General features: G+C 46.4%; 17 protein-coding genes and 2 riboswitches. All 17 genes read right to left on the bottom strand.

Going from position 1 to position 23,069, the window contains the following annotated elements:
• Positions 1 to 6: 6 nt before the first annotated feature.
• Positions 7 to 1,320 carry an NCS2 family permease gene (locus B0H94_RS05910; RefSeq protein ID WP_106588326.1) on the bottom strand — a complete coding sequence of 438 codons (1,314 nt, stop codon included), beginning with the start codon at positions 1,318 to 1,320 and terminating at the stop codon, positions 7 to 9.
• 121 nt (positions 1,321 to 1,441) lie between these two features.
• Positions 1,442 to 1,540, bottom strand: a riboswitch (purine riboswitch).
• 106 nt (positions 1,541 to 1,646) lie between these two features.
• Positions 1,647 to 3,185 (bottom strand): glutamine-hydrolyzing GMP synthase, encoded by a 1,539-nt coding sequence (gene guaA, locus B0H94_RS05905; RefSeq protein ID WP_106588325.1) that lies wholly within the window; start codon positions 3,183 to 3,185, stop codon positions 1,647 to 1,649.
• A 284-nt stretch (positions 3,186 to 3,469) separates the two neighbouring features.
• A riboswitch (purine riboswitch) is annotated at positions 3,470 to 3,569 on the bottom strand.
• Between the two features lie 34 nt (positions 3,570 to 3,603).
• Entirely contained in the window at positions 3,604 to 5,733 is a 2,130-nt protein-coding gene (locus B0H94_RS05900) for a DUF4129 domain-containing transglutaminase family protein (protein ID WP_181315286.1), read from the bottom strand.
• Between the two features lie 19 nt (positions 5,734 to 5,752).
• Positions 5,753 to 6,937: a DUF58 domain-containing protein gene (locus B0H94_RS05895; RefSeq protein ID WP_106588323.1), complete on the bottom strand. Its 1,185-nt coding sequence runs from the start codon at positions 6,935 to 6,937 to the stop codon at positions 5,753 to 5,755.
• Between the two features lie 2 nt (positions 6,938 to 6,939).
• The gene (locus tag B0H94_RS05890) at positions 6,940 to 7,899 is read right to left on the bottom strand and encodes an AAA family ATPase (protein ID WP_106588322.1); all 960 of its coding nucleotides are present in this window, start codon (positions 7,897 to 7,899) and stop codon (positions 6,940 to 6,942) included.
• Positions 7,900 to 8,634: 735 nt separating this feature from the next.
• Positions 8,635 to 9,345, bottom strand: coding sequence for a YqjF family protein (locus B0H94_RS05880; protein WP_106588320.1), 711 nt, complete (start codon positions 9,343 to 9,345; stop codon positions 8,635 to 8,637).
• A gap of 23 nt (positions 9,346 to 9,368) precedes the next feature.
• Entirely contained in the window at positions 9,369 to 12,254 is a 2,886-nt protein-coding gene (locus B0H94_RS05875; RefSeq protein ID WP_106588319.1) for a DEAD/DEAH box helicase, read from the bottom strand.
• Positions 12,255 to 12,266: 12 nt separating this feature from the next.
• On the bottom strand, positions 12,267 to 12,656 hold the full coding sequence (locus tag B0H94_RS05870) for a (deoxy)nucleoside triphosphate pyrophosphohydrolase (RefSeq protein WP_106588318.1): 390 nt from the start codon (positions 12,654 to 12,656) through the stop codon (positions 12,267 to 12,269).
• Between the two features lie 308 nt (positions 12,657 to 12,964).
• Complete coding sequence (locus B0H94_RS05865; protein ID WP_106588317.1) at positions 12,965 to 13,315, bottom strand: hypothetical protein; 351 nt, start codon at positions 13,313 to 13,315, stop codon at positions 12,965 to 12,967.
• Between the two features lie 385 nt (positions 13,316 to 13,700).
• On the bottom strand, positions 13,701 to 15,128 hold the full coding sequence (locus B0H94_RS05860; protein ID WP_106588316.1) for an NAD-dependent succinate-semialdehyde dehydrogenase: 1,428 nt from the start codon (positions 15,126 to 15,128) through the stop codon (positions 13,701 to 13,703).
• A 17-nt stretch (positions 15,129 to 15,145) separates the two neighbouring features.
• Positions 15,146 to 16,426, bottom strand: a complete 1,281-nt coding sequence (locus tag B0H94_RS05855) for an aspartate aminotransferase family protein (protein WP_106588315.1) — start codon at positions 16,424 to 16,426, stop codon at positions 15,146 to 15,148.
• Between the two features lie 12 nt (positions 16,427 to 16,438).
• Positions 16,439 to 18,124, bottom strand: coding sequence for a M20/M25/M40 family metallo-hydrolase (locus tag B0H94_RS05850; RefSeq protein ID WP_106588422.1), 1,686 nt, complete (start codon positions 18,122 to 18,124; stop codon positions 16,439 to 16,441).
• A gap of 28 nt (positions 18,125 to 18,152) precedes the next feature.
• A complete protein-coding gene (locus B0H94_RS05845) occupies positions 18,153 to 19,109 on the bottom strand; it encodes a D-2-hydroxyacid dehydrogenase (protein ID WP_106588314.1) in 957 nt (318 codons plus the stop codon).
• Positions 19,110 to 19,121: 12 nt separating this feature from the next.
• The gene (locus B0H94_RS05840; RefSeq protein ID WP_106588313.1) at positions 19,122 to 20,402 is read right to left on the bottom strand and encodes a TRAP transporter large permease; all 1,281 of its coding nucleotides are present in this window, start codon (positions 20,400 to 20,402) and stop codon (positions 19,122 to 19,124) included.
• Between the two features lie 11 nt (positions 20,403 to 20,413).
• Positions 20,414 to 20,899: a TRAP transporter small permease gene (locus B0H94_RS05835; RefSeq protein WP_106588312.1), complete on the bottom strand. Its 486-nt coding sequence runs from the start codon at positions 20,897 to 20,899 to the stop codon at positions 20,414 to 20,416.
• An 84-nt stretch (positions 20,900 to 20,983) separates the two neighbouring features.
• Positions 20,984 to 22,012, bottom strand: a complete 1,029-nt coding sequence (locus B0H94_RS05830) for a DctP family TRAP transporter solute-binding subunit (RefSeq protein ID WP_106588311.1) — start codon at positions 22,010 to 22,012, stop codon at positions 20,984 to 20,986.
• A gap of 2 nt (positions 22,013 to 22,014) precedes the next feature.
• A complete protein-coding gene (locus tag B0H94_RS05825; protein WP_181315285.1) occupies positions 22,015 to 22,689 on the bottom strand; it encodes a GntR family transcriptional regulator in 675 nt (224 codons plus the stop codon).
• Between the last annotated feature and the right edge of the window lie 380 nt (positions 22,690 to 23,069).

Raw genomic sequence — 23,069 nt, 5'->3', positions numbered from 1 at the left:
TCTTTATTACTCGCTCAAAAAGCCAAGGTATGCCGCAAATATAATCACGAGTACATACATGATCGGATGCAGCTCTCTGCCACGACCTTTGAGTACCATTAAAATTGGATAAAAGATAAACCCTAGCGCAATTCCGTTTGCAATACTAAAGGTAAGCGGCATTGCGACTACTGTTAGGAAGCACGGCAGCGCAACTTCGAAACTCTTCCAATCAATGAAACGCAAAGATGAAGCCATGAACACACCAACGATAATTAACGCAGCCGCTGTCACTTCAGCTGTGACAACCGTAAGTAGCGGAGAGAAAAAGAGCGCGAGGAGGAAGAAACCTGCAGTCACTACCGATGTGAACCCAGTCCGACCGCCGGCAGCAACGCCAGCTGTCGATTCAACATAAGCTGTTGTTGTTGACGTACCAAGTACAGCCCCGAGCGAAGATGCTGTCGAATCAGCCATCAATGCACGCCCGGCCCGCGGGAGCTTATTATCTTTGACAAAACCGGCCTGATTGGCTACTGCATACAATGTTCCTGCTGTATCAAAAAAGTCGACGAATAAAAATGTTAATACAACGACGAGCAGCTGTAGAATGAGGGCCGTTGACCATTCAACTGAAGCAACCTCTGTAAACGCCGCGCCGAAGGTTGGTGCTAAGCTCGGTACCGCACCTACGACCTGATCCGGCATATCAATTAAACCAACGATAATTCCAGCGATTGAAGTTAATAAGATGCCGTAAAAAATACCACCTTGATAGCCGCGTACAATTAAAATTGCAGTCACTAATAAGCCAAACACAGCCAATAAAGTTGTAGGATTTGTCATTTCACCTAACGTTACCGCTGTACTTTCATAAGGAACAACCAATCCTGCATCCTGCAAACCAATAAAAGCAATAAACAAACCAATACCTGCGGCAGCTGCATATTTTAATTCTGCCGGGATTGCATTAATAATGAGCTCACGAATTTTTAATAACGTAATCACAATAAAGATGATACCAGATAAAAACACACCGAATAATGCGATCTCCCAAGGAACACCCATATTAATAACGACGGTGTATGTGAAAAACGCATTCAAGCCCATGCCTGGTGCTAACGCGATCGGATAACGGGCAAGCACACCCATAATCAAAGTTCCAAGTGCTGCAGCCAACGCGGTTGCGGTAAAAACGGCACCTTCGTCCATACCTGCGTCAGCTAAAATGGTCGGGTTCACAAATAAAATATAAGCCATGGATAAAAACGTGGTCAGCCCGGCCATAAATTCCTGCTTTGTCGACGTTTCATGCTCTCTAAACTGAAAATACTGCTTCATTGTAAGCCCCTCTCTTTCTGCTGTACAACGAAAGCTCTCTGCTACCTAAAAAAGGCTTCAGGTCAAATGCTACCTGAAGCCTTTTCGTTAATGAAAAGTCATACTGCGCCTAATAATTTCTTAATGTAACGCAGCGCCAGGTAGTCAAGCCATTTACGGCGGCTTGGTAGAGACTCGCGAACCTTATTATCGCGATTATACGCTTTCGAATGTTTTGATGTCGAACTAGTGCGATTCTAGCAGAATTCGAAAGACTGCGTCAACTAAAACCGAACATTATTATCAAAAAATATATTTTTTATTCGCTTTTACACCCGAAGCGCAAACTACTCCCACTCAATGGTCGAAGGCGGCTTGCTCGTCACATCGTACACAACGCGGTTCACGTGCTTAACTTCGTTCACAATCCGCGTCGAAATTTTTTCAAGCACATCGTACGGAATCCGTGCCCAGTCAGAAGTCATACCATCGACTGACGTTACCGCTCTAATTCCGACGGTATAATCGTACGTACGGGCATCACCCATCACACCGACACTGCGCATATCCGGCAAGGCCGTGAAGTACTGCCAAATCTCGCGGTCAAGGCCTGCTTTATGAATCTCATCGCGAAGGATCCAATCAGACTCGCGAACAATCTCAAGCTTTTCATCAGTAATCTCACCGAGCACCCGGATGCCAAGGCCAGGCCCTGGAAACGGCTGACGCCAAACGATTTCATCAGGCACACCTAACTCGGTACCAAGTTTACGCACTTCATCCTTAAACAGCGTATTCAGCGGCTCAATTAACTTGAAGTGCATATCTTCCGGGAGACCGCCGACATTATGGTGGGATTTAATGGTTTGTGCTGTATCTGTTCCACTTTCAATGATGTCGGTGTAAAGCGTCCCCTGCGCAAGAAAGTCCATGTTCGTTAATTTTTGTGCTTCTTCTTCAAACAAGTAGATGAATTCATTACCAATAATTTTCCGCTTTTCTTCCGGATCGGATACACCGTCTAGTTTGTTTAAGAAGCGGTCTTTCGCGTCAATTTTGATTAAGTTCATGTTGAAATCTTCGCCAAACGTCTCCATGACACTGTCTGCTTCACCCTTACGCAGCAAACCATGATCAATAAACATACATGTTAACTGATCGCCAATTGCCCGGTGTACAAGGGCAGCAGCAACAGATGAGTCCACGCCGCCGCTTAAAGCACAAAGTACATTTCGGTCACCGACCATTTCGCGAATGTTTGCGACTTCAATATCAATAAAGTTTTCCATCGTCCATTCGCCGTCACAGCCGCAAACATTAAACGCAAAGTTTTTCAAGAATGTATCGCCGTGATCGGTATGCTGTACTTCCGGGTGGAATTGCACACCGTACAAACCACGCGCTGCGTCACTCATGCCGGCGACCGGACAGTTCGGGTTGGTCGCATCCACTTGAAACCCTTCCGGCGGTTCAATAATTTTATCACCGTGGCTCATCCACACACTCTGCTCATGCGGCATACCTTCGTAAAGGGCAGATTCATTTTCTACACTGATCAAAGCTTTCCCGTACTCCCGCTGCTCTGCTGCTTCCACTTTGCCACCGTATTGGTGAGCGAGGAGCTGCATACCATAGCAGATACCTAAAATCGGAATCCCAAGCTCAAAAATTTCCGGGTCGCACGAAGGCGCACCTTCAACGTATGCGCTGTTTGGACCGCCGGAGAAGATAATCCCTTTCGGCTGAATCTCTTTTAACTTTTCTGCGCTGACCGTATTTGGATACAACTCGCTGTATACGCCGAGGTCACGTACGCGGCGGGCGATCAATTGATTATATTGGCCGCCGAAGTCTAGCACAACAATGGTTTCATTTACATTTTCCATCTCATTACCACCTTCACAGCACCGGGTTTTATTCCGGCGGATTTAATCTATTGTTCCATAAGTACACTGCTTTCTGCAGAAGCGCCTCAAGAACACAACAGAATTGTTCTCTCAATGTCCCACCTCAAACAAAGCGTGGTCAGAGGCATTTCAATCATCATACCGGCTTGAATGTGTAAAAAGCAACCGGGATCACCTTTTTTCAGAATTTCAAAATAAGGCAAAAAACGCCGGCGTCCCACCTATTGAAGGCAGACCCCGGCCGGTCGCAGGACACCTTCCTGCGCAGACGTTACTGCCTTCGTAGACATTCATTTACGGTGAATGGTAGAAACGCACAAGCCGTATCCTTATGCATATACGAAGGATTCTTATTTTCTCCACATGCGCGACATTCTACCACCTGGCTTGACCAAGGTCAAGCACCGGCACGGCCGACTACATCACGCCATGCTTCAGCAATATGATCCGGCATTCCTTCGTCTGCTTTCCTGCCGTAAAACTGGCGCTCGTAATGCTCCGTTAATGTCCGCAAGCTGTCTGTTTCCAAGATTTCATCCATCCGCACAGCGTACTCGCGAAGCGTCTCGTGCGGTCCACGCTTCCAGCCAAGGAGGTGTAATAGACGGAGTAAACTTTCATATGAGCGTACAAAACCGGCACCTCTCCCCGGTGATTGATAACGCCGGCGCATCCACAGCTTCACGAGATTTCGGCGGAAGTATATGAGCCCTCCTGCAAGTATAAGCGCCGCCAGTGCCGGCTGCCACCAGTTAAAGCCGCCGCTCTCTCCTGCTGCTTCTGCGGTGTCTTCCTCTTCAGTTTCTTCCTCTTCTTCGTCTTCTTCTGGGAACTCTGGTGTCTCTGGTTCAGACGGCTCCCATTCTTCTTCACTTTCGCCGCTTTCTTCGTACACATAACTGAACGAATCAGAAAACCCAGGGGTCGGCTCAAACGGAACCCAGCCTACTTCTGGAAAATACACTTCAACCCAGGAGTGGGCGTTATCGTTACGAACTTCACGGGTGGTCGTTTCTGTCGTGTAATCAACCTCTTCTCCGGGTGTAAAACCTTTCACCCAGCGCGTTGGAATATCAAGTGTACGAAGGAGAACAGCCATAGAGGTAGAGAAATTGTCACAATACCCGCGCTGCGATTCAAATAAAAATTGATCAACGTAATCTTCATTTTCTCCTGGAACCGGGATGTTCTCTGTGTCATACACAAATTCTTGCCCTGTTAAATAATCTTCAACCGCCCTTGCTTGATCATAACGGTTATCATAGTCTTCGGTCAGTTCTTCAGCTAAGTCTGCCACCCGATCCGGCAGTGTATCCGGCACCTGTGTGAACTGCTCTGTTACATGCGCCGGATCAGATTCATTTGTCGTAACTTCCTGCATTCGTTCGATCGGGAACGAGGCCGTTTCGTAACCTAACGTATAAGATGGAGGTGCGCTGCCGCCTCCTTGGGTTCTCAACTCACCGGTGAACCCATCCGCTTCAGCCTGTTCCCCGGAAGAATTGAGTACCTGCTGAAACTCACCTGGATAAAACCATGGATCATAGGAAACGTTCTCGGCAAACTGTACTTCAGCCGTCCCTGCTTCTGTATCCACTTCATCTTCATACAAGGTGTAATCCGGCTGCTCTTCAACGGTGCGGTTTTCCTCCCAGCCGTGACCTGTGTAATGATTTAACGATTCTCCGCGCCAGTATTCCGTATGCTCGACTTCTGCTTGAAACACCGGGGAGTCATCCATTTCAAAACCACCACCGAGGCGGCTGTCCTCTGTACTGTAGCCAATCCGCTGTACACCAGGACCACCACCGCCTCCCTCAATACCAGCTGCACTCTCAATAAATGGCACAGGATCCGGCCACTGCGGCTCAGCTTTAGGTGCAGCCGTACCAGCAAGCACGGCTGCTGCTACGATAACAAACGCCCCAAGCGACCATCGAAATAACAGCGCCCCCCGCTCTCCCGGGGCTGCAGACGCTGTCAGGCGGTAAGCTTTTAGCAGCGCAAGGAGGGTAAAGCCAAGCAGCACAATTCTCACCATTGCACCTGTTGCATCATAAGCGGTAAATGTGTCCATCACCGCAACATAAACAACAGTTAAAGCAAGAAAGAAAAAAATGCGTTGAACATAAATCACCCAAAAATACATTAAGTAACTCATGATTGCAAGCAAAATAAGAAGCATTAAGCTGCGGAAAAAATCGGTTACTTCAATAAATGCACCGTTCATGAGGAGCTGATAGTTGACTACAAATTCATCAGCAACGACCTGCCACCACGCTGCGCCTAAAAACGGTTCATGAAAAAAGATATGATGCAGGCCATATAAAGTTACACCGCTCATTAATAAGAGGGTAAGCCAGTTTGGCAGCTGCAAAAACATAATGAGAAAATAAATAGCAGCGACGATCATAAAAATGTGAATAAACCCTGTGTCGGTCACTGCCGGCAGTGGAACGAGCCATTCCATTAACAGTAAAAATGCAAGCATAAAAACGACGGCCTGTTTCGGCGTCCGGGTTGACATGTAGCTTTTGCCACCTCCATTAAGGTCCTGCCACAGGGGCTTTCCATTCCGGCAGACATACTTGGCCGCCCTGCCGGCGGAACGCTTCCAGCTGGCTTTGATCTTCTCGAGCCAATGCTTCACGACCTGAAGCATACAACAGTACAACAGGTTGTTTCGTCTTTAAAAGCTGCTGCAAATCCTGCATGATTTTTTCATCAAGCAACGGGGTGCAATATACCCACGCACCAGCAGCCCAGCTTTTTCCAGCAGGGAGCGGCGATGAAGTGAGCTCCTGGTCCAGGCGTGCAAGCTCACGCAGTGCTGCATGAAGAAGCGGCGCACGGCCTGAAGGCATCACATGTTCTGCAAGATCACTAAGTGGAAATAACGTAAAATTACTGCGCTGTGTTGACAACTTGTGTACAAGTGAAGCTGCCGCAGCAGCAGTAGCTTCCACCGCTTCTGGCTCCCGGCCCCTCGGCTGCACTAAAATACTGTACCGCTGTCCTTCCTGCACATCAAATTCTTTCGTGACAAGTTTGTTTGAACGTGCGGTTACTTTCCAATCAATGCTTGTCATCCGGTCACCTGGTTCATAATCACGTACCGAAGCTACTGACATTGTCCGCTCTGCCGCTTCCGGCGAGGAAACCGGAGTTTCGTTTTCTTCCCGCGTCCAGGCGAGCTCCCCTGTAAGCTCATAGATCTTGGGATACACAATCATCTCTGTTTCGACCGGCTTAAAATGTTCTTTCTGCCAAATGCCGAACATGTCCGTCGTCTGCAGACGTACGTGCTGAAACTTTGCCTCGCCACGCTTCAGGCTCTGCACCCGGTACGTATAAGAAGCACGGCGGCGGAACGTTAAAAATGTCATATGCCGGCGGCTGCCTTCAACAATTTCCATGTTTTCCGGTATCGCATCTTCAATAATCAAAAACGGCAGCGGCAAAAGCCATCGTTTATAAATATGAATCGTCACATCAGCTGACCCACCCTTCATGAGCCAAGGTCGCTCTACCGTACGCTCTACTGTTACTGCGCGTAATGGATAGCTAATATAAACGAGACTCGCACTAAAAACGATCAAGACGGTGTAAAATAAAAACCAGCTTACAAAACCGCCTTGAAACATGGCGTAAGCAAATAAGCTCACCAAAATAAGCAGTGCAATTACAGCGCGCAAGCCCCAGCGCACATACGAACTTAACCGCAGCCACATCGTTACCAGGCTGCTTTCTGCCGGCTTGAGGCTGGCACGGCCGTTTCAGCTAAAATGGCTTGAAGCACTTCTTCTTCGGAAAAGCTGCCCGCATATAAATCATTACGCATCATCATCCGGTGCGGCAGGACATAAGGCACCAGCTGCTTAATATCATCAGGAATGACATAATCGCGGTGTTGTAAATAAGCGTACGCCTGTGCAGCTTTCATTAAAGCGATCGACCCTCGCGGACTCACCCCGAGCTCGACTTTATCGCTGGTGCGCGTGGCACGTACAATGGAAAGTAAATAAGACTTTACGGCTTCATCTACATAAACGTTTTCGACTTCTGCACGCATCGCTGCAATGTCTTCAAGCGATACGACCGGCTCTAACGTTTCAATCGGATGCGACGTTTCGGTCCGGCTCAGAACTTCAAGCTCTTCTTCACGGTTTGGATAACCGAGCTTAATTTTAAATAAAAACCGGTCAAGCTGCGCTTCCGGAAGCGGATAAGTCCCCCCGTATTCGATCGGATTTTGGGTCGCCATAAGAAAGAACGGATCTTTCAAGCGCTTCGTCTCCCCATCTACTGTAACACTTTGCTCCTCTAAAGCTTCTAGCAGCGCCGATTGGGTTTTTGGTGACGTCCGGTTGATTTCATCGGCCAGGACGACGTTTGCCATGACCGGGCCTTCGCGGTATTCAAACATCTGCGTTCTCTGATTAAATACAGATACCCCGGTAACGTCAGAGGGGAGCAGATCAGGTGTGAACTGAATTCGTTTAAATTCAGCACCGATTGACTGCGCGACGGCACGCACCATCATCGTTTTCCCGACACCAGGTACGTCTTCAAGCAGCACATGACCTCCGGCTAGAAGGGCTGCAAGGCTTAGTTCGATTTCTTGGTCTTTACCTACGACGACTTGTTGAATGTTTTGTTTCAGCTTTTGAATGCGCGCAATATATTCACTCAAGCGGTTCACTCCATTCTATCAGTCTTCCTTCTCTATCATAACATCCAGCTCTAACCCGCGCTCGAATGATGCGCAATTTTGCCGCTTCCTCTTTTCTCCTATACAAAAAGACCCCCGCTCGGGAGGTCTCAAATTAATACTACCTATGGATGACTTTGCATTTCGGCGGACGCTTGCACCCGGAGGGCACAAGTGCGACATCGGTTTGATCTGCACTACCGTTTGATCGCACCGTATCTTCTTAGCCGCTTGTACCTCCTCAACTTCCTCGGCATACAACCGCTGCCTGCGGGATTTTCGGCTCGCGTTGTTCCTGGTGGCGTCGCCGCAGATGCTTGTCAGCCTTGCGTCATTTGATCGTCATGAATGATAGAGATCATTTTGATCAAGGAGCATCATGATGAATCAGTTTCAAAACGACACTTTATTAACAATTAAACGAACTATAGACATATGATACTAAAAATAAAAAGTGATCGAAACGAAAGACGTCGACTCCCGGAGGATCAAGCGCAGGCTGAAGATCCACTTGTTCGATTGGTTTTTAATCGAACAAGTTAGCTGAAGCCAAGCCCTCGGGAAAGCGTCCGTCTGGCGTGAAGGTTACGTTCATGATTCAGTGATTACCCTCTTAATTCGGCAGCTCGCGGTGCTCGGAGTAGTAAGCTGTGCGCGAATCTTAGGTTTGATACTTTGTTTACATTCTGCCCCCCACTCGAGAGGTCTAGGATCACTTCATGTATCGATGCGGCGGATCCGCTTTGCACTGACTACAACGCCGCGGCTGTATAAAACATGCGGATCCTCGATTGGCGGCGTTAAGCCGAACGCTTCAAATAGCGTATTCCGCCGCACATTCACGCTTCCTTCCTGCAGGCGCCAAACCGGATGGGACAAGGCACCTTCGTAAACGTGACCACGGTTCGAGACAGAAAAGAAGCGGTACCGTTCTGTGCACCATTCATTAAACGAACCTTTTAAGGCGGAAAACATCGGCGAAGCCGGGCCGTACTGCGCGGCAAACTCCGCTTCACTGTTGCGGCGGCGGTGCCGCATATCAAGGGCGAATGTATCCAGGCCAGGGTGCAGCTGAAAAGAAGCATCTTGATAATTTAAGTGAAACAGCCGGCGGGCGATGCGATTTGCAACCCGGCTGCCAGAATCTAAGTGAAGAAAATACACACCCGGCTTTCCGTTATACGTGACGTACGTCCGTAAATTCAGCTCCGGAAACTGCAGACGCCCAAGCACCGGGAGACGCGTCAATGTAAGCGAGCGCATCACAAACGGTACAACCGCAATATAAGCCTGCCCTTGAAACGTATCAAGCTCAAGTGATTCAGGGACGTAAGGACGAATCTCTTCGTATGGTACCGGCCAGTGCATAAACAGCACATGTTCCCACGTCATTCGCAAAAGGCCGGTATTGTTATGCTTTGCTGCCATGCTTCATCCCCCTCCCTTTCATGTTACTCAAGCAAATATTGATACAATCTTGCATCCACCGGGGCTTCAAGTGCAAGCTGCATCTTCACAATGGACAGCACCTGCCCCTTATCATCTGTAATCGTTGTTTCTTCAGGGGTGCCCGCCACCGTCTCAGCTGTACCAAGGTAATAAAAGCCTGTGCCTTCATCATCACTTTTTTTCACAAAAATATACGACGTATTGCCCCGCTCACGGCTCTCCACAACATCGCGCACCTCTTCAGATGCAAGGGTTTTCCGGTTTCTCGTAAACCACTGCAGCCGCTCAGGTGAAAGCAATTCATCTTTGTAAGCAACACTTGCACTCACGTCATCCTGCTTATCATACGTGATGAAAATCGGTGTTGTCTGTTGTCTCGTCCGGTAGCCAAACACTGCACTACTTTCATCCTTTTCCCAGTTTAAAAGTTTTACAACCTCCCGGCGCGTATACTTTTGAAACCGGGTGAGGCGTACATCCGGCCGGTACGCTTTGCTCTTTTCCAAACCAGCAGCGACTGCATCCTTTAAAAAGGCAAGAAAATTTTCATCACGTTGAAGCGCTTCGCTCGTCGCTTTTGTCCACTGATAACCTGCATTAAAACGCTCAACAAATTGAACCTCGCCGTACTTTTTCAACTCCTGCTGCTTGTAAAACGTAAGGTCAAACATTCCGGCGACAGAATGAGAAACATCTTGATCCCAGTAACAGTTCAGTTCGGCAAGCCGGGCGGCGTAAGCTTCATCTGTCACTACGCCACCTTGCAGCAGCATGTCCAACAGCACCAGCTCATGCTTGCGCTTACCTGACAAAAACTCCTGCGACACTTGCGTGAGCACGGAGCGCTTACATTCATTCAGCACGTATGCCTCCGGATCCACACGCTGCAAAAAGTCGTAATAATTTGTGCGTTGATAATGAACAATCACTTCAGGATCAAGGGCATTATGGGTTATAAAGTCATGGAGCATTGGCTTACGTCCCAGCCGGAACTTTAACTTTTCATACGCTGACTTCATCATGCGGAGCCCGGCAATTTGGGTTTGATCCACCGCCCGGTACACCTGCTCTTTCGCGACTGCTTCAAAATTAACGACCGACAGCCCCTGCACAAAATCAGTGTTTTGTAAGTAGCGCCGTAAATTGTCTTTATTCATCGACTGATCCCCGGCAAGCGCAACCGGAATTAAGTAGTTATTTTGATAGTTACCGATAAAATCAATGACGGTCACAAATGGCTTACCTTCAGCTTTACGCAAGCCGCGCCCAAGCTGTTGTACAAAAATAATGCTCGATTCTGTGCGGCGCAGCATCACAACTTGATTGACCGTTGGGATATCAATTCCTTCATTAAAAATATCAACGGTCAAGATATAATCCAAACGGTTATGCTCTAAATCCGTTACCCGCTGCATCCTCGCTTCTTGCGCGTCCTCACCCGTCAGTGCCGCAGTGCGGTATCCGGCGTTATTCATCAGTTCACTCAACTTATGAGCCTCACGCTTATCCCCGCAAAAAATGAGGCCCTGCACCCGTTCGCCGGCATATCCGTAATACTTGATTTTATCTAAGATATGCGTAAACCGATCTTCCACCGGAACTTGGTGAAGTTTAGCGGTTACGTCCTTGGCACCTTCAGCAATGGATGCATCTGTCACACCAAAATAATGAAACGGACAAAGCATATCTTCTTCAAGCGCTTCCTGCAGCCGGATCTCGCAGGCAATGTTGTAATCAAACATCTCGAAAATATTAAATCCGTCTGTCCGCTCCGGCGTTGCTGTCATCCCCATGAGCCATGACGGCGTAAAGTGATCCATGACCCGCTGATACGTTGCAGCGCCTGCTTTATGCACTTCATCAATTAAAATGTAATCAAATGCATCCGCTGCTTCTTGATATAACCGCTCTGACTGCGACAGCGTTTGAATCGTCGCAAATACGTAACGTTTATGAGACTCGTCGCGCCCGCCGCTTAAAATGCCGACATCTTCTTCATTTAAACCAAGCACCGTCTGAAACGTTTCTTTTGCCTTGTGCAAAATCTGCTCACGATGTGCGATAAATAAAAAACGTGCCGGCTGCATCCGCCGGACATCAAACGCGGCCAGCATCGTTTTGCCTGTACCGGTAGCTGAAACGACCAACCCGCGCCGGGCTTGTTCACTGCGCAAGCCGGCGATGCCCGCAAGCGCTTTTTGCTGCATCGCATTCGGCTCAAGCTGCACAGCCTCGCGCAGCGCATTCGTTTCGTAGCCGGCCGTAAGTTCTGCCACCGCTTCAGCCGGACGCCGGCGGACTTCAGCTTTATACAGCTTTTCATAAGCTTCAATCCATTCATCCGTCAACGGCGCTGCTTCCTCCCAAACGCGGAGAAACTGGTCATGAAAGTGATGCACAATATCCCCTTCATCCCGGGAAGTGAGCTTAATATTCCACTCATAGTTCGTCTTTAACGCCGAAGCTGTTAAATTTGAACTGCCGACAATGAGTGACGTGTGCTCTTGATGCTGAAAAATGTACCCTTTGGCGTGAAACCCTTCACGAGCAGTTGTGCGCACCTCAACATTGTGCAGTTTCCGCAGTTCACGAAACACTTTCGGCTGATTAAACGCTAAGTACGTCGACGTTAAAATCTTGCCGTTCACCCCGCGAAAGTGTAGGTCGAGCAGCTTTGCTTTTAACGCTGATAAACCACTTTCCGTAATAAATGCAACTGAAAATAAAAAGCCGCTGCATACTTCGAGCTCCTCTAAAAGTGTATGCAGCATATGATGATCCGCTTCATTTAAGACGAGCTGCGGCCGCATCCGCTCGACCGGCATATGTTGTTGATCAATAAAACCGTGCTCAAGTGACGCCCGCAGCTGCGCTGTCAGCTCTTCCATGATTGTGCCTCCTTAGCCGCTCGTTAACGCATCAATCGTCGGCCAGTCCGCCGCTGCCCAGTCAAGCTCCGGCAGCTCCGAACGCTTGCGCCACGCTAGACGAATATGTTCTTCGGATACCGGCTCACCGGAAAGAAGCCGGCACGCATATGTCGCTAAATGTACGACGGCAAAATCATATTCATATGTACAGTCCGCAATATGATGATCAATCGCAATTTCAGCGCCAAGCTCTTCTTCAATCTCACGATGCAGCGCTGCCTCCGGCGTCTCACCTGCTTCAATCTTGCCCCCGGGAAACTCCCATTTATGCGCAAGCGTCTTCGTCGCCCCGCGCTGGGCACATAAAATGTTGTCTCCCTCCATAATTACCGCACCAACGACATGAACTTCCTTTTTCATCAACGTCACCTTCATTTCCTACATGGTTTCTCTCTACAACTAGTGTAGCAATTTTCCTGAGCTAACCAAAGCAATGATCACTTATGAGCGATATGCGAAATACCGAGAACGTGCTTCGCATACCCGAGAACGTGCTTCGCACACCCGAGAACGTGCCTCACATGCCCAAGAACGTGCCTCACATACCCAAGAACGTGCCTCGCACACCCGAGAAGAACGTGCCTCGCTGGCTCGAGAACGTGCCTCACATACCCAAGAACGTGCTTCATACACCCAAGAACGTGCCTCGTCGTAATGAGGTGGACGATTTAGAGCATCACCATATCAAAGATCGGCGTAAACTCAAAAAGGAAGTGTTTTAGCATCTCCCAAAAGATCGGCAGGAGCCATATGATGACCAGCCCCGTATTCGCAACCAGCCATTTGCCTGAACGATTCGCCGGCTGCATCACCCATAAACGCACTGCAACTACCGCATAACCAACCGGCAGCACCAAACCATCCAAAGTCACTGAAAGTAAACTGAGCACAAAATACACGACGTGCTTCAAAACGAAATACGGTTCATCTTCCGCCCGCCGGCGGTACACAAACGTAATCAACCCCCAGGCGACCAAACTAAGGAAGATAACTATAGACAGGTCGATTTCCACATTCACTCCAACACCTCCTAGCTATGCAAAACCCCTTAACCACGATTCGTTGGTTAAGGGGTTATCTGTTTCAGTAAAACCTGTTTTTTTGCTAGATTTCATTATCTGGTAATGATTGTAAAATCGAGCATTTTTCTCAATCAATGATATAAAAACCTTACAAGTTAACACTAGATGGTTCGCTGCGCACATGATTTCCAGTAGGTTCAACCTTAACAACCATTCATCGGTAGTCAGCGCAGCGAGAGAGGAGGCATGAAAACCACAATCCTTTTTAATAGTTGAACCACCAAAAATATACAAAATACAGAAATTCAGCAATTAAACTACGTTTCTTGTGTTAAAGGGTTGCTTCAGTCTTCAATAGTTGCTCTATGCGGAAAACTAATCGTTAATTCAATTGAAAAGAAACAAATTTATCTTCTACATATTCTTCTATTCCTTGATGACCGCCTTCACGACCAACTCCACTTTCTTTCACACCACCGAATGGTGCTTGTGCTGTAGTTGGTATCGGGTCATTTATACCGACAATACCATACTCTAGTTCCTCTGCGACGTAAAACGCCTGGCTCAAATCATTGGTATAGCAGTAAGAGGCAAGTCCATATTCTGGATGATTTGCCCGCTTTACCGCTTCCTCTTTCGTTTCAAATGTAAAAATCGGCGCGACAGGACCAAACGTTTCTTCAGAGGCAATCAACATATCATCCGTTGCATTATGGATGACTGTTGGTTCATAAAAGTACCCTCCCAATCCGTTCGGCTGCTGGCGCGTGCCGCCAGTAAGTGTTTGACCGCCTTTTGCTTTTGCGTCTTCGATATGCTCTTCTACTTTCTCAAGTGCTCCTTCATCAATGAGCGGTCCGATCGCTACCCCTGTTTCGATTCCGGCACCCACCTTAAGCTCGCTTACTTTCTTGGCAAATTTCTTGGCAAATTCATCTGCTACGCCTTCCTGCACGTATAAACGATTCGTGCAGATGCACGTTTGGCCGGCATTGCGAAACTTACTCGCGACAGCGCCATCTACTGCTTTATCGATATCAGCGTCATCAAACACGATAAACGGTGCATGACCTCCAAGTTCCATTGATACTTGTTTAACAGTATCGGCAGAGTCGCGAATCAACTTTTTACCGACATCGGTTGAACCAGTAAATGTAAGCTTCTTTACATCAGGGTGACGTGTCATTTCACCAACAACCTTAGAAGCTGATCCGCTGACAAGGTTAGCTACCCCCGCTGGCAACCCGACTTGATCAAGTGCTTCAAACACTTTCATGGCCGATAGCGGTGTTGCAGACGCAGGCTTAATAACGACTGGACAACCCGCTGCAAGTGCAGGTGCAAGTTTCCTCGTTATCATAGCGACAGGAAAATTCCATGGTGTCACTGCACCAACTACACCAATGGGTGATTTCTTGACCATAAGTTGTTTATTTGGAACAGACGCTGGAATGGATTCACCATATACACGCTTTGCCTCTTCAGCAAACCACTCCATATAATCAAGCGCCAAATTAATTTCACCTTTTGATTCAGCTAATGGCTTACCCATTTCAGCTGTAATAGTATGGGCTAAATCATCGATTCGCTCACGTAGATAAGCCGCCGCTAAAACGAGATAGCGCCCCCGTTCTTTGGCCGGGGTATGCTTCCAGGCCGGAAACGCTTCACTAGCGGCTTCAATTGCCTGATTGGCATCTACTTCATTTCCTTTTGCGACATATTCCATCGTTTCAACCGTTGCAGGATTCGTTACTGCAAACGTTTCATTCTCTGCAGATGACTGCCAATTTCCGTTAATATACAACATGCTGGATTCACCTCAAGTTAGTTGGATTGGTGCAACGCTTCTTTAACAACAGCAATGACGCGGTCAATTTCTTCTTTCTTCACAGTCGTTGGCGGGATAAACCGAATAACATTCTTTTCCGTTCCACAGCCGAGCAAAATGATATTATTTTCAAGGGCATGCGTACGTAGTTTTGCCATCCTGTCAGGATCCGGGGAACCATCGTCCCCCACAAGTTCCATCGCAAGCATTAAACCTAAGCCGCGTACATCACCAATCCCTCTCTCTTGTTCTTGTAGTTTTGTAAGCTCCGATTTGAAATACTCACCCATCGCTTTTGCATTAGCTAAACTTTCGGTTTCTAACACGTCAATCGATGCTAATGCCGCGGCGCAGGCAATTGGATTACCCCCATACGTACCTCCGTGTGTTCCTGCCGGCCAATGCTCCATGATTTCACGCGGAGCAACAATTGCACTTAACGGAAAACCGGACGCGATCCCTTTAGCAAGTGTTAAAATATCAGGTTTCACATCGAAATGTTCATACGCAAACATTGTTCCTGTCCGGCCAAACGCTGTTTGCACTTCGTCAAAGATAAGCAGAATGCCATGCTTGTCACAAATCTCACGGATACGCTTTAAAAAGGACGCAGGTGGCACAATGTAGCCGCCTTCACCTTGAATCGGCTCCATGATCATCGCCGCGACGCTATCGGGAGTGACTTGGAATTGAAACACGTCTTCTAATCGTTGTATGCAGCGCTCGACTTCTTCTTCTTCAGTTAAGTCACTGCGGTACGGGTACGGATATTCACTGTAGTACACGCTTGGAAGCAAACCTTCGTAATCTTTTCTGTATGCTGCACTTGATGCTGTCAGTGCGGTCGCCCCAATGGTCCGCCCGTGGAAACCGCGCTTAAATGAGATAACCGCCGGCCGTTTTGTGATTTTTTTAGCTAATTTAATTGCTCCGTCATTGACTTCAGCCCCGCTATTCGAAAAGTAAACCATATGGTCACCGCCATTAAGCTCATTTAACTTTTCAGCGAGCTTGACATATGATGGATAGTAGACAACATTATGACCACCATGAATCATCTCTTCAAGCTGGGCCTTGGCAGCCTCCACTACTCTCGGATGATTGTGCCCTACGTTCATGACGGCAACACCGCTGGCAAAGTCTAAATACGCTTCATCCTCTTCTGTGTAGAGGTAGCTTCCTTTTGCTTTCGTTACACCCAGCTGTGTAGCACGCTGAGCAGTTGGCGGGGTTACCTTTGCGGCTCGGTCAAATAGGGAATTTTTTGTCTGTGTCATCTGAATACCTCCTTAAGGATTAAGTACTTGTTTCGTAAAATCACGAATGACGTGCGGTAACACGCCAAAGGTATACGGCTTATATACGCGTTCTGTATGTTTATGGGCATCTTTGCCGTACACGCCGATCGTAATGGACGGAATGTTTAATTCACGAATGTGATCCATTGGGACCGGATAGATCTGTTCCCATTCAGGAAAATTGTGAATGAGTGCTTTGAGTTCCTCATCCGTATCGTGGCTCGATAAATAGCTGCTATCTGATAAGAAAGGAAAAAACTTTTTCAACGCAAACTGCTCCCCGGTCTTTTCCTGCTGGTCACTAAGCACACCCTGTAAAACATCAATCAGTTCCTTTTCAGCGCCTATGGATTCTCGCAAATAATTATGTGGACAAAACGGCGGAGCGAAGAAGATAACCACTTTCGGCTGACTGCTCGGATCCGCCTCTTGCAAGGCCTCGAGCATTTCAAAACACAGTTCTCGTTTGTCGGTTGTTTCACTTTTTTTAAGAACGCTTGCCGTTACGGCCTCAACGTCCACACCGTCCTGCACAAGCGCTTCGATATATTCTTCATAAGAATAAACATCCACCTTCCACTCAAATCTTGAGTCCGGGTGACCGGTGAGGGTGCGAAACGCTTCGTACTGCGCATGCATATGCGTTTTGACTTTCGCACAGGCCTGAGCCGCTGTTTCTTTTAACTGATCCATGACTTGCTTTGGTGTACGTTCATAAATGAAGTAATTAAAATATAATCTACTACTTACTGTCGTCTGCACATTATAAAAGTCTTTGTTATCGCGCTGATATAGGCATGAGGGCGGCAGGACAAGTTCACCTTCGAGCTCTTCGGCAAGCGCCATGTTGTTATTCATCTCACGATTAATTTCTGATGATATTAACGTTGGATCGACCCCTGTCAGAGTTTCACCGACATGTGCGGCACGTCCGTACATGTAAAAACACGGCAGGAGCTTGCCGACCGCACCAGTGTATACGTATCGGTTCATATCTCCCTTATACAGTTCCGTTACAAAATCATTGTTAATCGCAGCTTGATAACTAAGCCCAAGTTCATCCTTAAGCTTTAACAACTCAGCTACCGACGCCATCACACCCGTATGTTCGTTTTCCTCGACTGGGTTAATCATGACAAGAATATTTCCTGAAACATCTTCAACATACTCTGAGAAGTGAATAATGTTCGTTAGGTGGACGGCAATTCCACTTTTCATATCGACAGATCCGCGGCCGAACATCCAATCCCCACTCGTAGCGGCTGCTTTCACCTCAGGATCCTCAGCATGGTGGGCGAAATGCTCCTTCAATGCTTCCGGGTGAACCGCAACGTCCTTAAGCGCCCCAAAGTCGTCCACACCAACCGTATCCAGATGAGCGTGATACACTACCGTCTCAGTTGAAGACCCTTGACCTTCAACGAACGCAAACACGTTTTTTCGCTTAAGAGGGTCATCTTCCAGCGCTTGTTCCCACACTTTGCCTGGATGCTTTTTAAAGTATGGAATCTCTTTGATAAAGGCTGCTATATAATCAGCAATCTCTGTCTCTCCCGCTGTTGAATTTACACTTTCGATACGTACGAGCTGCGAAGTTATCACTTCGATTTGTTCGGGCGTATCAAGACCTTTGATGCGGTGATAGAGTTCATTTGGTTGTAAACGAGTTTTTTCCATAACCTTCACATCGTCTCCTCCATTCCTGTTAGTAACGATTGGTCAAATTTACGTAATTGATCAGCTCCAAATCGGAAGCACCTCGCCTTACAGCCGTTAGATTCTTTGTAAGAATATCCATACAGCGCGTTAAATAATGAGCGGATTTCGCCGACATATGGTGTGTCAGTAAGACATTTTCAAGTTCCCAAAACGGGTGCTCCTTTGGCAGTGGCTCTTCAATAAACACATCCAGCGCCGCCCCTTTGATTTTCCGCTTAGTAAGCATGTCAACGAGCGCATCCTCATCTACAAGGCCGCCACGCCCCACATTAATCAGCACCGCATCATCATTTAAACGCTTTAATACCTCTTCGGAAAACAACCCATGAGTGTCCGGCGTCAATGGAAGAACTAGAATTACGTACGCATAATCATTGATACGTGCTAATCCGTCCTCAAGCGTAAATACTTCATCAAACGGATCTTGCGCTTTCCCGGAAGTGTTCACTCCGTGCACGACCATATCAAAGTAAGAAGCAGATGCTGCAACCGACTGACCGATGGCCCCTGTGCCAAACACAATAGCCTTTTGTTCAATTAATTCACCGACAAGCCGATCTCGATCCCACGTTTTTTTCTTTTTCAACGAAAGAAAGCGGTCAAAGTGCTTTTCAAAATACAGCATGGCACCCAACGTATACTCAGCCATTGGACGTGTATGAATGCCGCGAGCGTTCGTTATGATTGGATTCAAGGTACGAAGCTCATTAAATGGTAAATCTTCAAGTCCTGCGCTTAAAAGTTGAATCCACTTCAGTTTTTTAAATAGTGGTACATTTTCGGATGTTAAATCATTGCCAAATGTAATCAGAATGGTTGTTTCAGCCTTAACTTCATCAGGTATTTGCTCGATGTTGGTATAAATGTGCATAGGCTCATCGGTCACTTCTGCAAAGGTGCGAATCTGCGCTTTTGTCCATTCATCTGTTGTGCTTACAATCATAAGCCATCTCTCCTATAAAAATGTTTCAGGTAAAAATGTAGAAAGCTCTGGTACGAATGTAATAACTAAAAGGGAAAAGATCAGCATAAACAGAATCGGTAAAACGGCTTTTGAAATCGCCTCAATCCGTGTACCACCGATATTTGAGGCAACAAACAAGTTAACGCCTACCGGCGGCGTAATAAATCCAATCGCAAGGTTCGTAATTAAAATGACACCAAAGTGCATTGGATCCACTCCTAACTCGGTAACGACCGGTAAAAGAATCGGCGCTAAAACAACGAGCGCTGAGATCGTATCGATAAACGCACCTACAATTAATAAAAACAGGTTAATCAGCAGTAATATAAAAATCGGATTACTAGATAAGTCAGTTAAATATTCTGCAATCGTGACAGGTACGCGTTCGGAGGTCATAAGAAACGAGAACGAAATTGATAAGCCGATAATAATCATTGTCGCCCCGTTTATAATCCCTGCTTCTACAAAACATTCGTAAATGTTCTTCATATTAAGTTCACGATAGACAAACACGCCAATTACAAGTGCATAAACTACTGCGACAGCCGCTGCTTCAGTCGGAGAAAAGACGCTTCCATAGATGCCACCGAGAATAATAACGGGAATAAGCAGCGCCCATTTCGCTTCCCAGAACGTTTTCATCAAGTATTTAAAAGAAAACACCTGGCCGTCGCTCGTAAAGTTATTCTTCTTTCCGATTACATAGGAGATCAGTAATAGCGAGAAACCAATGAGTATGCCAGGGATTATCCCGGCCAAAAACATACCTCCGACAGAGACGCTTGCGACGACACCGTATAAAACAAACGGAATGCTCGGCGGGATAATAACCCCAATCGATCCTGAAGCGGCCGTGATCGCTGATGCAAAACCTTCTCCGTAGTTACGCTTTTTCATTTCTGGAATCATAAAGGAACCAATCGCTGCGACCGTCGCTGGTCCTGAGCCTGAAATTGCTGAAAAGAACATGCAGGCAACGACGGTTACCATCGCTAATCCACCAGTTATCCATCCAACAAGCGCAGCTGCAAAGTTTAGCAACCGCTTGGACACACCGCCTTTTCCCATCAGTATGCCTGCTAACATAAAGAAGGGAATCGCCATGATTGGAAACGAATCCAGTGATGCAAACGCCCGCTGTGCAACAATACTTAAATCCATATTTGTTGTGAAAATTATTGTAAAGATCGAGCTTAAACCGAGCGCCATAGCAATCGGAACATTAATAAGTATTAATAAGAATAGTGTTCCAAAGAGAACGAGTATTGTCATAGTACCCCGCCTTACGAAGCTTCTTCTGCTGGTTTTTTAAAGTGCTTCACAATTTGCTGAACAAGTCTAAGTGACATTAAGATACCGCCTACGGGTACGGCTGCATAACCAATCCACATCGGAATCCGCATCGCTGGGGAGGTTTGCCCAGAACCTATCATATCGAGAACAACGACTGTACCAATATAAGCGAGAACTACCGCCAAGAAAAACCAAAGAAGTAAAGCTATTAATTCCACTATCCGCCGGTACATAGGGGGTAGAAGATCTTTCACCATTTCTACTTTAATATGTTTATCCATTCGAACTGCAAAACTTGCTCCGATCCACACTTGCCATACATGTACATATCTTGCCATTTCTTCTGTCCAGCTCAGCGAGTTACTTAAGACGTAACGTGAGAGCACTTGGTAAAATATTAAGACAACCATTACCACCATCGTTATAACGAGAATAATTTCTTCCAAACGACGGTCCAACAATTTATATATCGACATGCCTCTCACCTCCACAGCAGCACCCGGCTCAGCCGGGCGCTCACCGAGGTTTTTATTAGATTAATGTTGTTGATGAGCAACAAATTACTCGTTTGCTTCTCGCGCCATCTCTATTAAGTCACTGCCAATTTCCTCTTCATAGTCCTCATAAACAGAAGACGTCTGCTCAATAAACTGCTCTTTTTGCTCCTCGGACAATTCATTGATTTCCATCTCATCTTCTAACTCTTCCATCCATTCTTCATCTTGTTCTGAGGCAATCTGGCGCTGCTCTTCGCGGTAGTTATCCGCTTCTTCTTGAATAATTTCTTGCAAATCTTCCGGTAGATCATCAAAGAAGTCCGGGTTCGTTAGTAGAATTGTAGCCGCATAAAAATGTTCACTAACCGTTAGATAGTCTTGAACTTCGTAGAAATTGTTTGTATACACAAGGGAAACTGGACTTTCCATCGCGTCATATGTTCCTTGTTGAAGGGCTGTATACAACTCACCAAAAGCAAATGGAGAAGCATTGGCACCTAAAGCTTGAAAGGTGTCGGTATGAACAGGGTTTTCCATTGTCCGTAAGCTCATGCCCTCAAGGTCGTCTGGATCTTCAATCGGACCATTGTTATTTGTGATATGACGAAAACCGTTCTCAGCGAATGCAAGACCCTTCAGGTTGTCTTCTTCTAACTCATCAAGGAGCGTATTTCCAAGATCCCCATCTAGTGCACTATATGCTGCATCTTTTGTTTCAAAAAGGAACGGAAGATCAAACACCATGAAGCTACTATTAAATCCAGATAACGGCGCCACAGCTGGTATCGTCATTTCAAGATTCCCCGTTTGTACGGCTTCTATTGCTTCCCGGTCAGACACATATAAAGAACCGTTTGGATAAGCTTCTACTTGAAGTTGTCCGTCAGATCGTGCTTCAACATTTTCAATAAACTCTTCTAAAGCCACATGGGTCGATTGATCTTCGTTCACAAGATGAGCTACACGAATCTCATGGGTTTCACCTGTATCTTCTGCGCTTCCTGATGCCTCGTTTTCAGCTCCATTATCGCCGCAAGCCGCTAGGGTCCCCATTACCGCCATCGTCATTGCACCAAATGCTAGTTTTTTCATAGTCATTTCTCCTCCTCGTTGTCTTCAAAATGTACGCTCCCAAAAATTCGTTTTGTTACACGCTCTATATGAGTTTTCATTTGTACCTCCGCTAAACTTCCATCATGGCTTTCAATAGCTTCAATGATCGCTAAATGTTCGTTAACTGCTTGTGTCACACTTTCTGTCAATGTTTGCGTCAAGATAAGAAACCTTTGCACCTGACTATTTAAGTTCTCTGTGAATTCCTGAAGCTTTTTGTTTTGAGATAAAACAGCGATGTAGTGATGAAACTCGTAATCTAAGTCAATAAACCGATGAAAATCACCATCCTTAATAGAATCATGTTGTTTATTAGTGACATCTTTCAAGTGAGCTACATCGTTTTCTGTGGCATGCTTTGCTGCGTACTTTGCAGCCATCGCCTCTAACTGCTCACGAAGTAATTGATAATCTAACGCTTCTTCCGGTGAAACTGAGCTGACACGCGCTTTTGTACCTTTTCTCAGCTCCACCAAACCCTCAAAGGCAAGTTGCTTTAATGCTTCACGTATTGGTGTACGGCTGATCCCTAGTTCACCTGCTATTTTCTCTTCAGCTAATTCTTCCATCGGTTCTACTTCTGTATTAATAATCGAATCTTTAATCAAACGATAGGCTTGTTCTGTTAATGATTCCGCTCGATAAATTTTTCGCACCATCAACCCCCCTTTATATTTGTGTGACAGTTATTTAGGTGAACGCTCGTAAAAGAAAGTCGCTAAACCACAATAATTGAATACTGTATACAGTTTGTAATATAATGAAATTTCAGCAAATTAAGTGTGAAGTTTTTCGTGTTCGGACTGAGTAACAAGTCTTCACATCAATTGTATACAGTATACTGATTTGTCTTAAAAAATAATCGATACGTTAAATCGATGTTGACGTTAATTGTAATCGCTTTCCTTCGTGTTGTCAAATTAATCTGAACTTTTTGTTTTGACTTCAATCATTATTTCGATGTCTTAATATTACCTGTCTTAAAATTTTTGCACGATAAAAATGTTAGTAAACTTCACAAAGAAATTTTAGTAAT

It is taken from the genome of Salsuginibacillus halophilus, from assembly GCF_003014715.1.
Classification (GTDB): Bacteria; Bacillota; Bacilli; order Bacillales; family Marinococcaceae; genus Salsuginibacillus; species Salsuginibacillus halophilus.
This window is presented reverse-complemented; position numbering and strand designations above follow the sequence as displayed.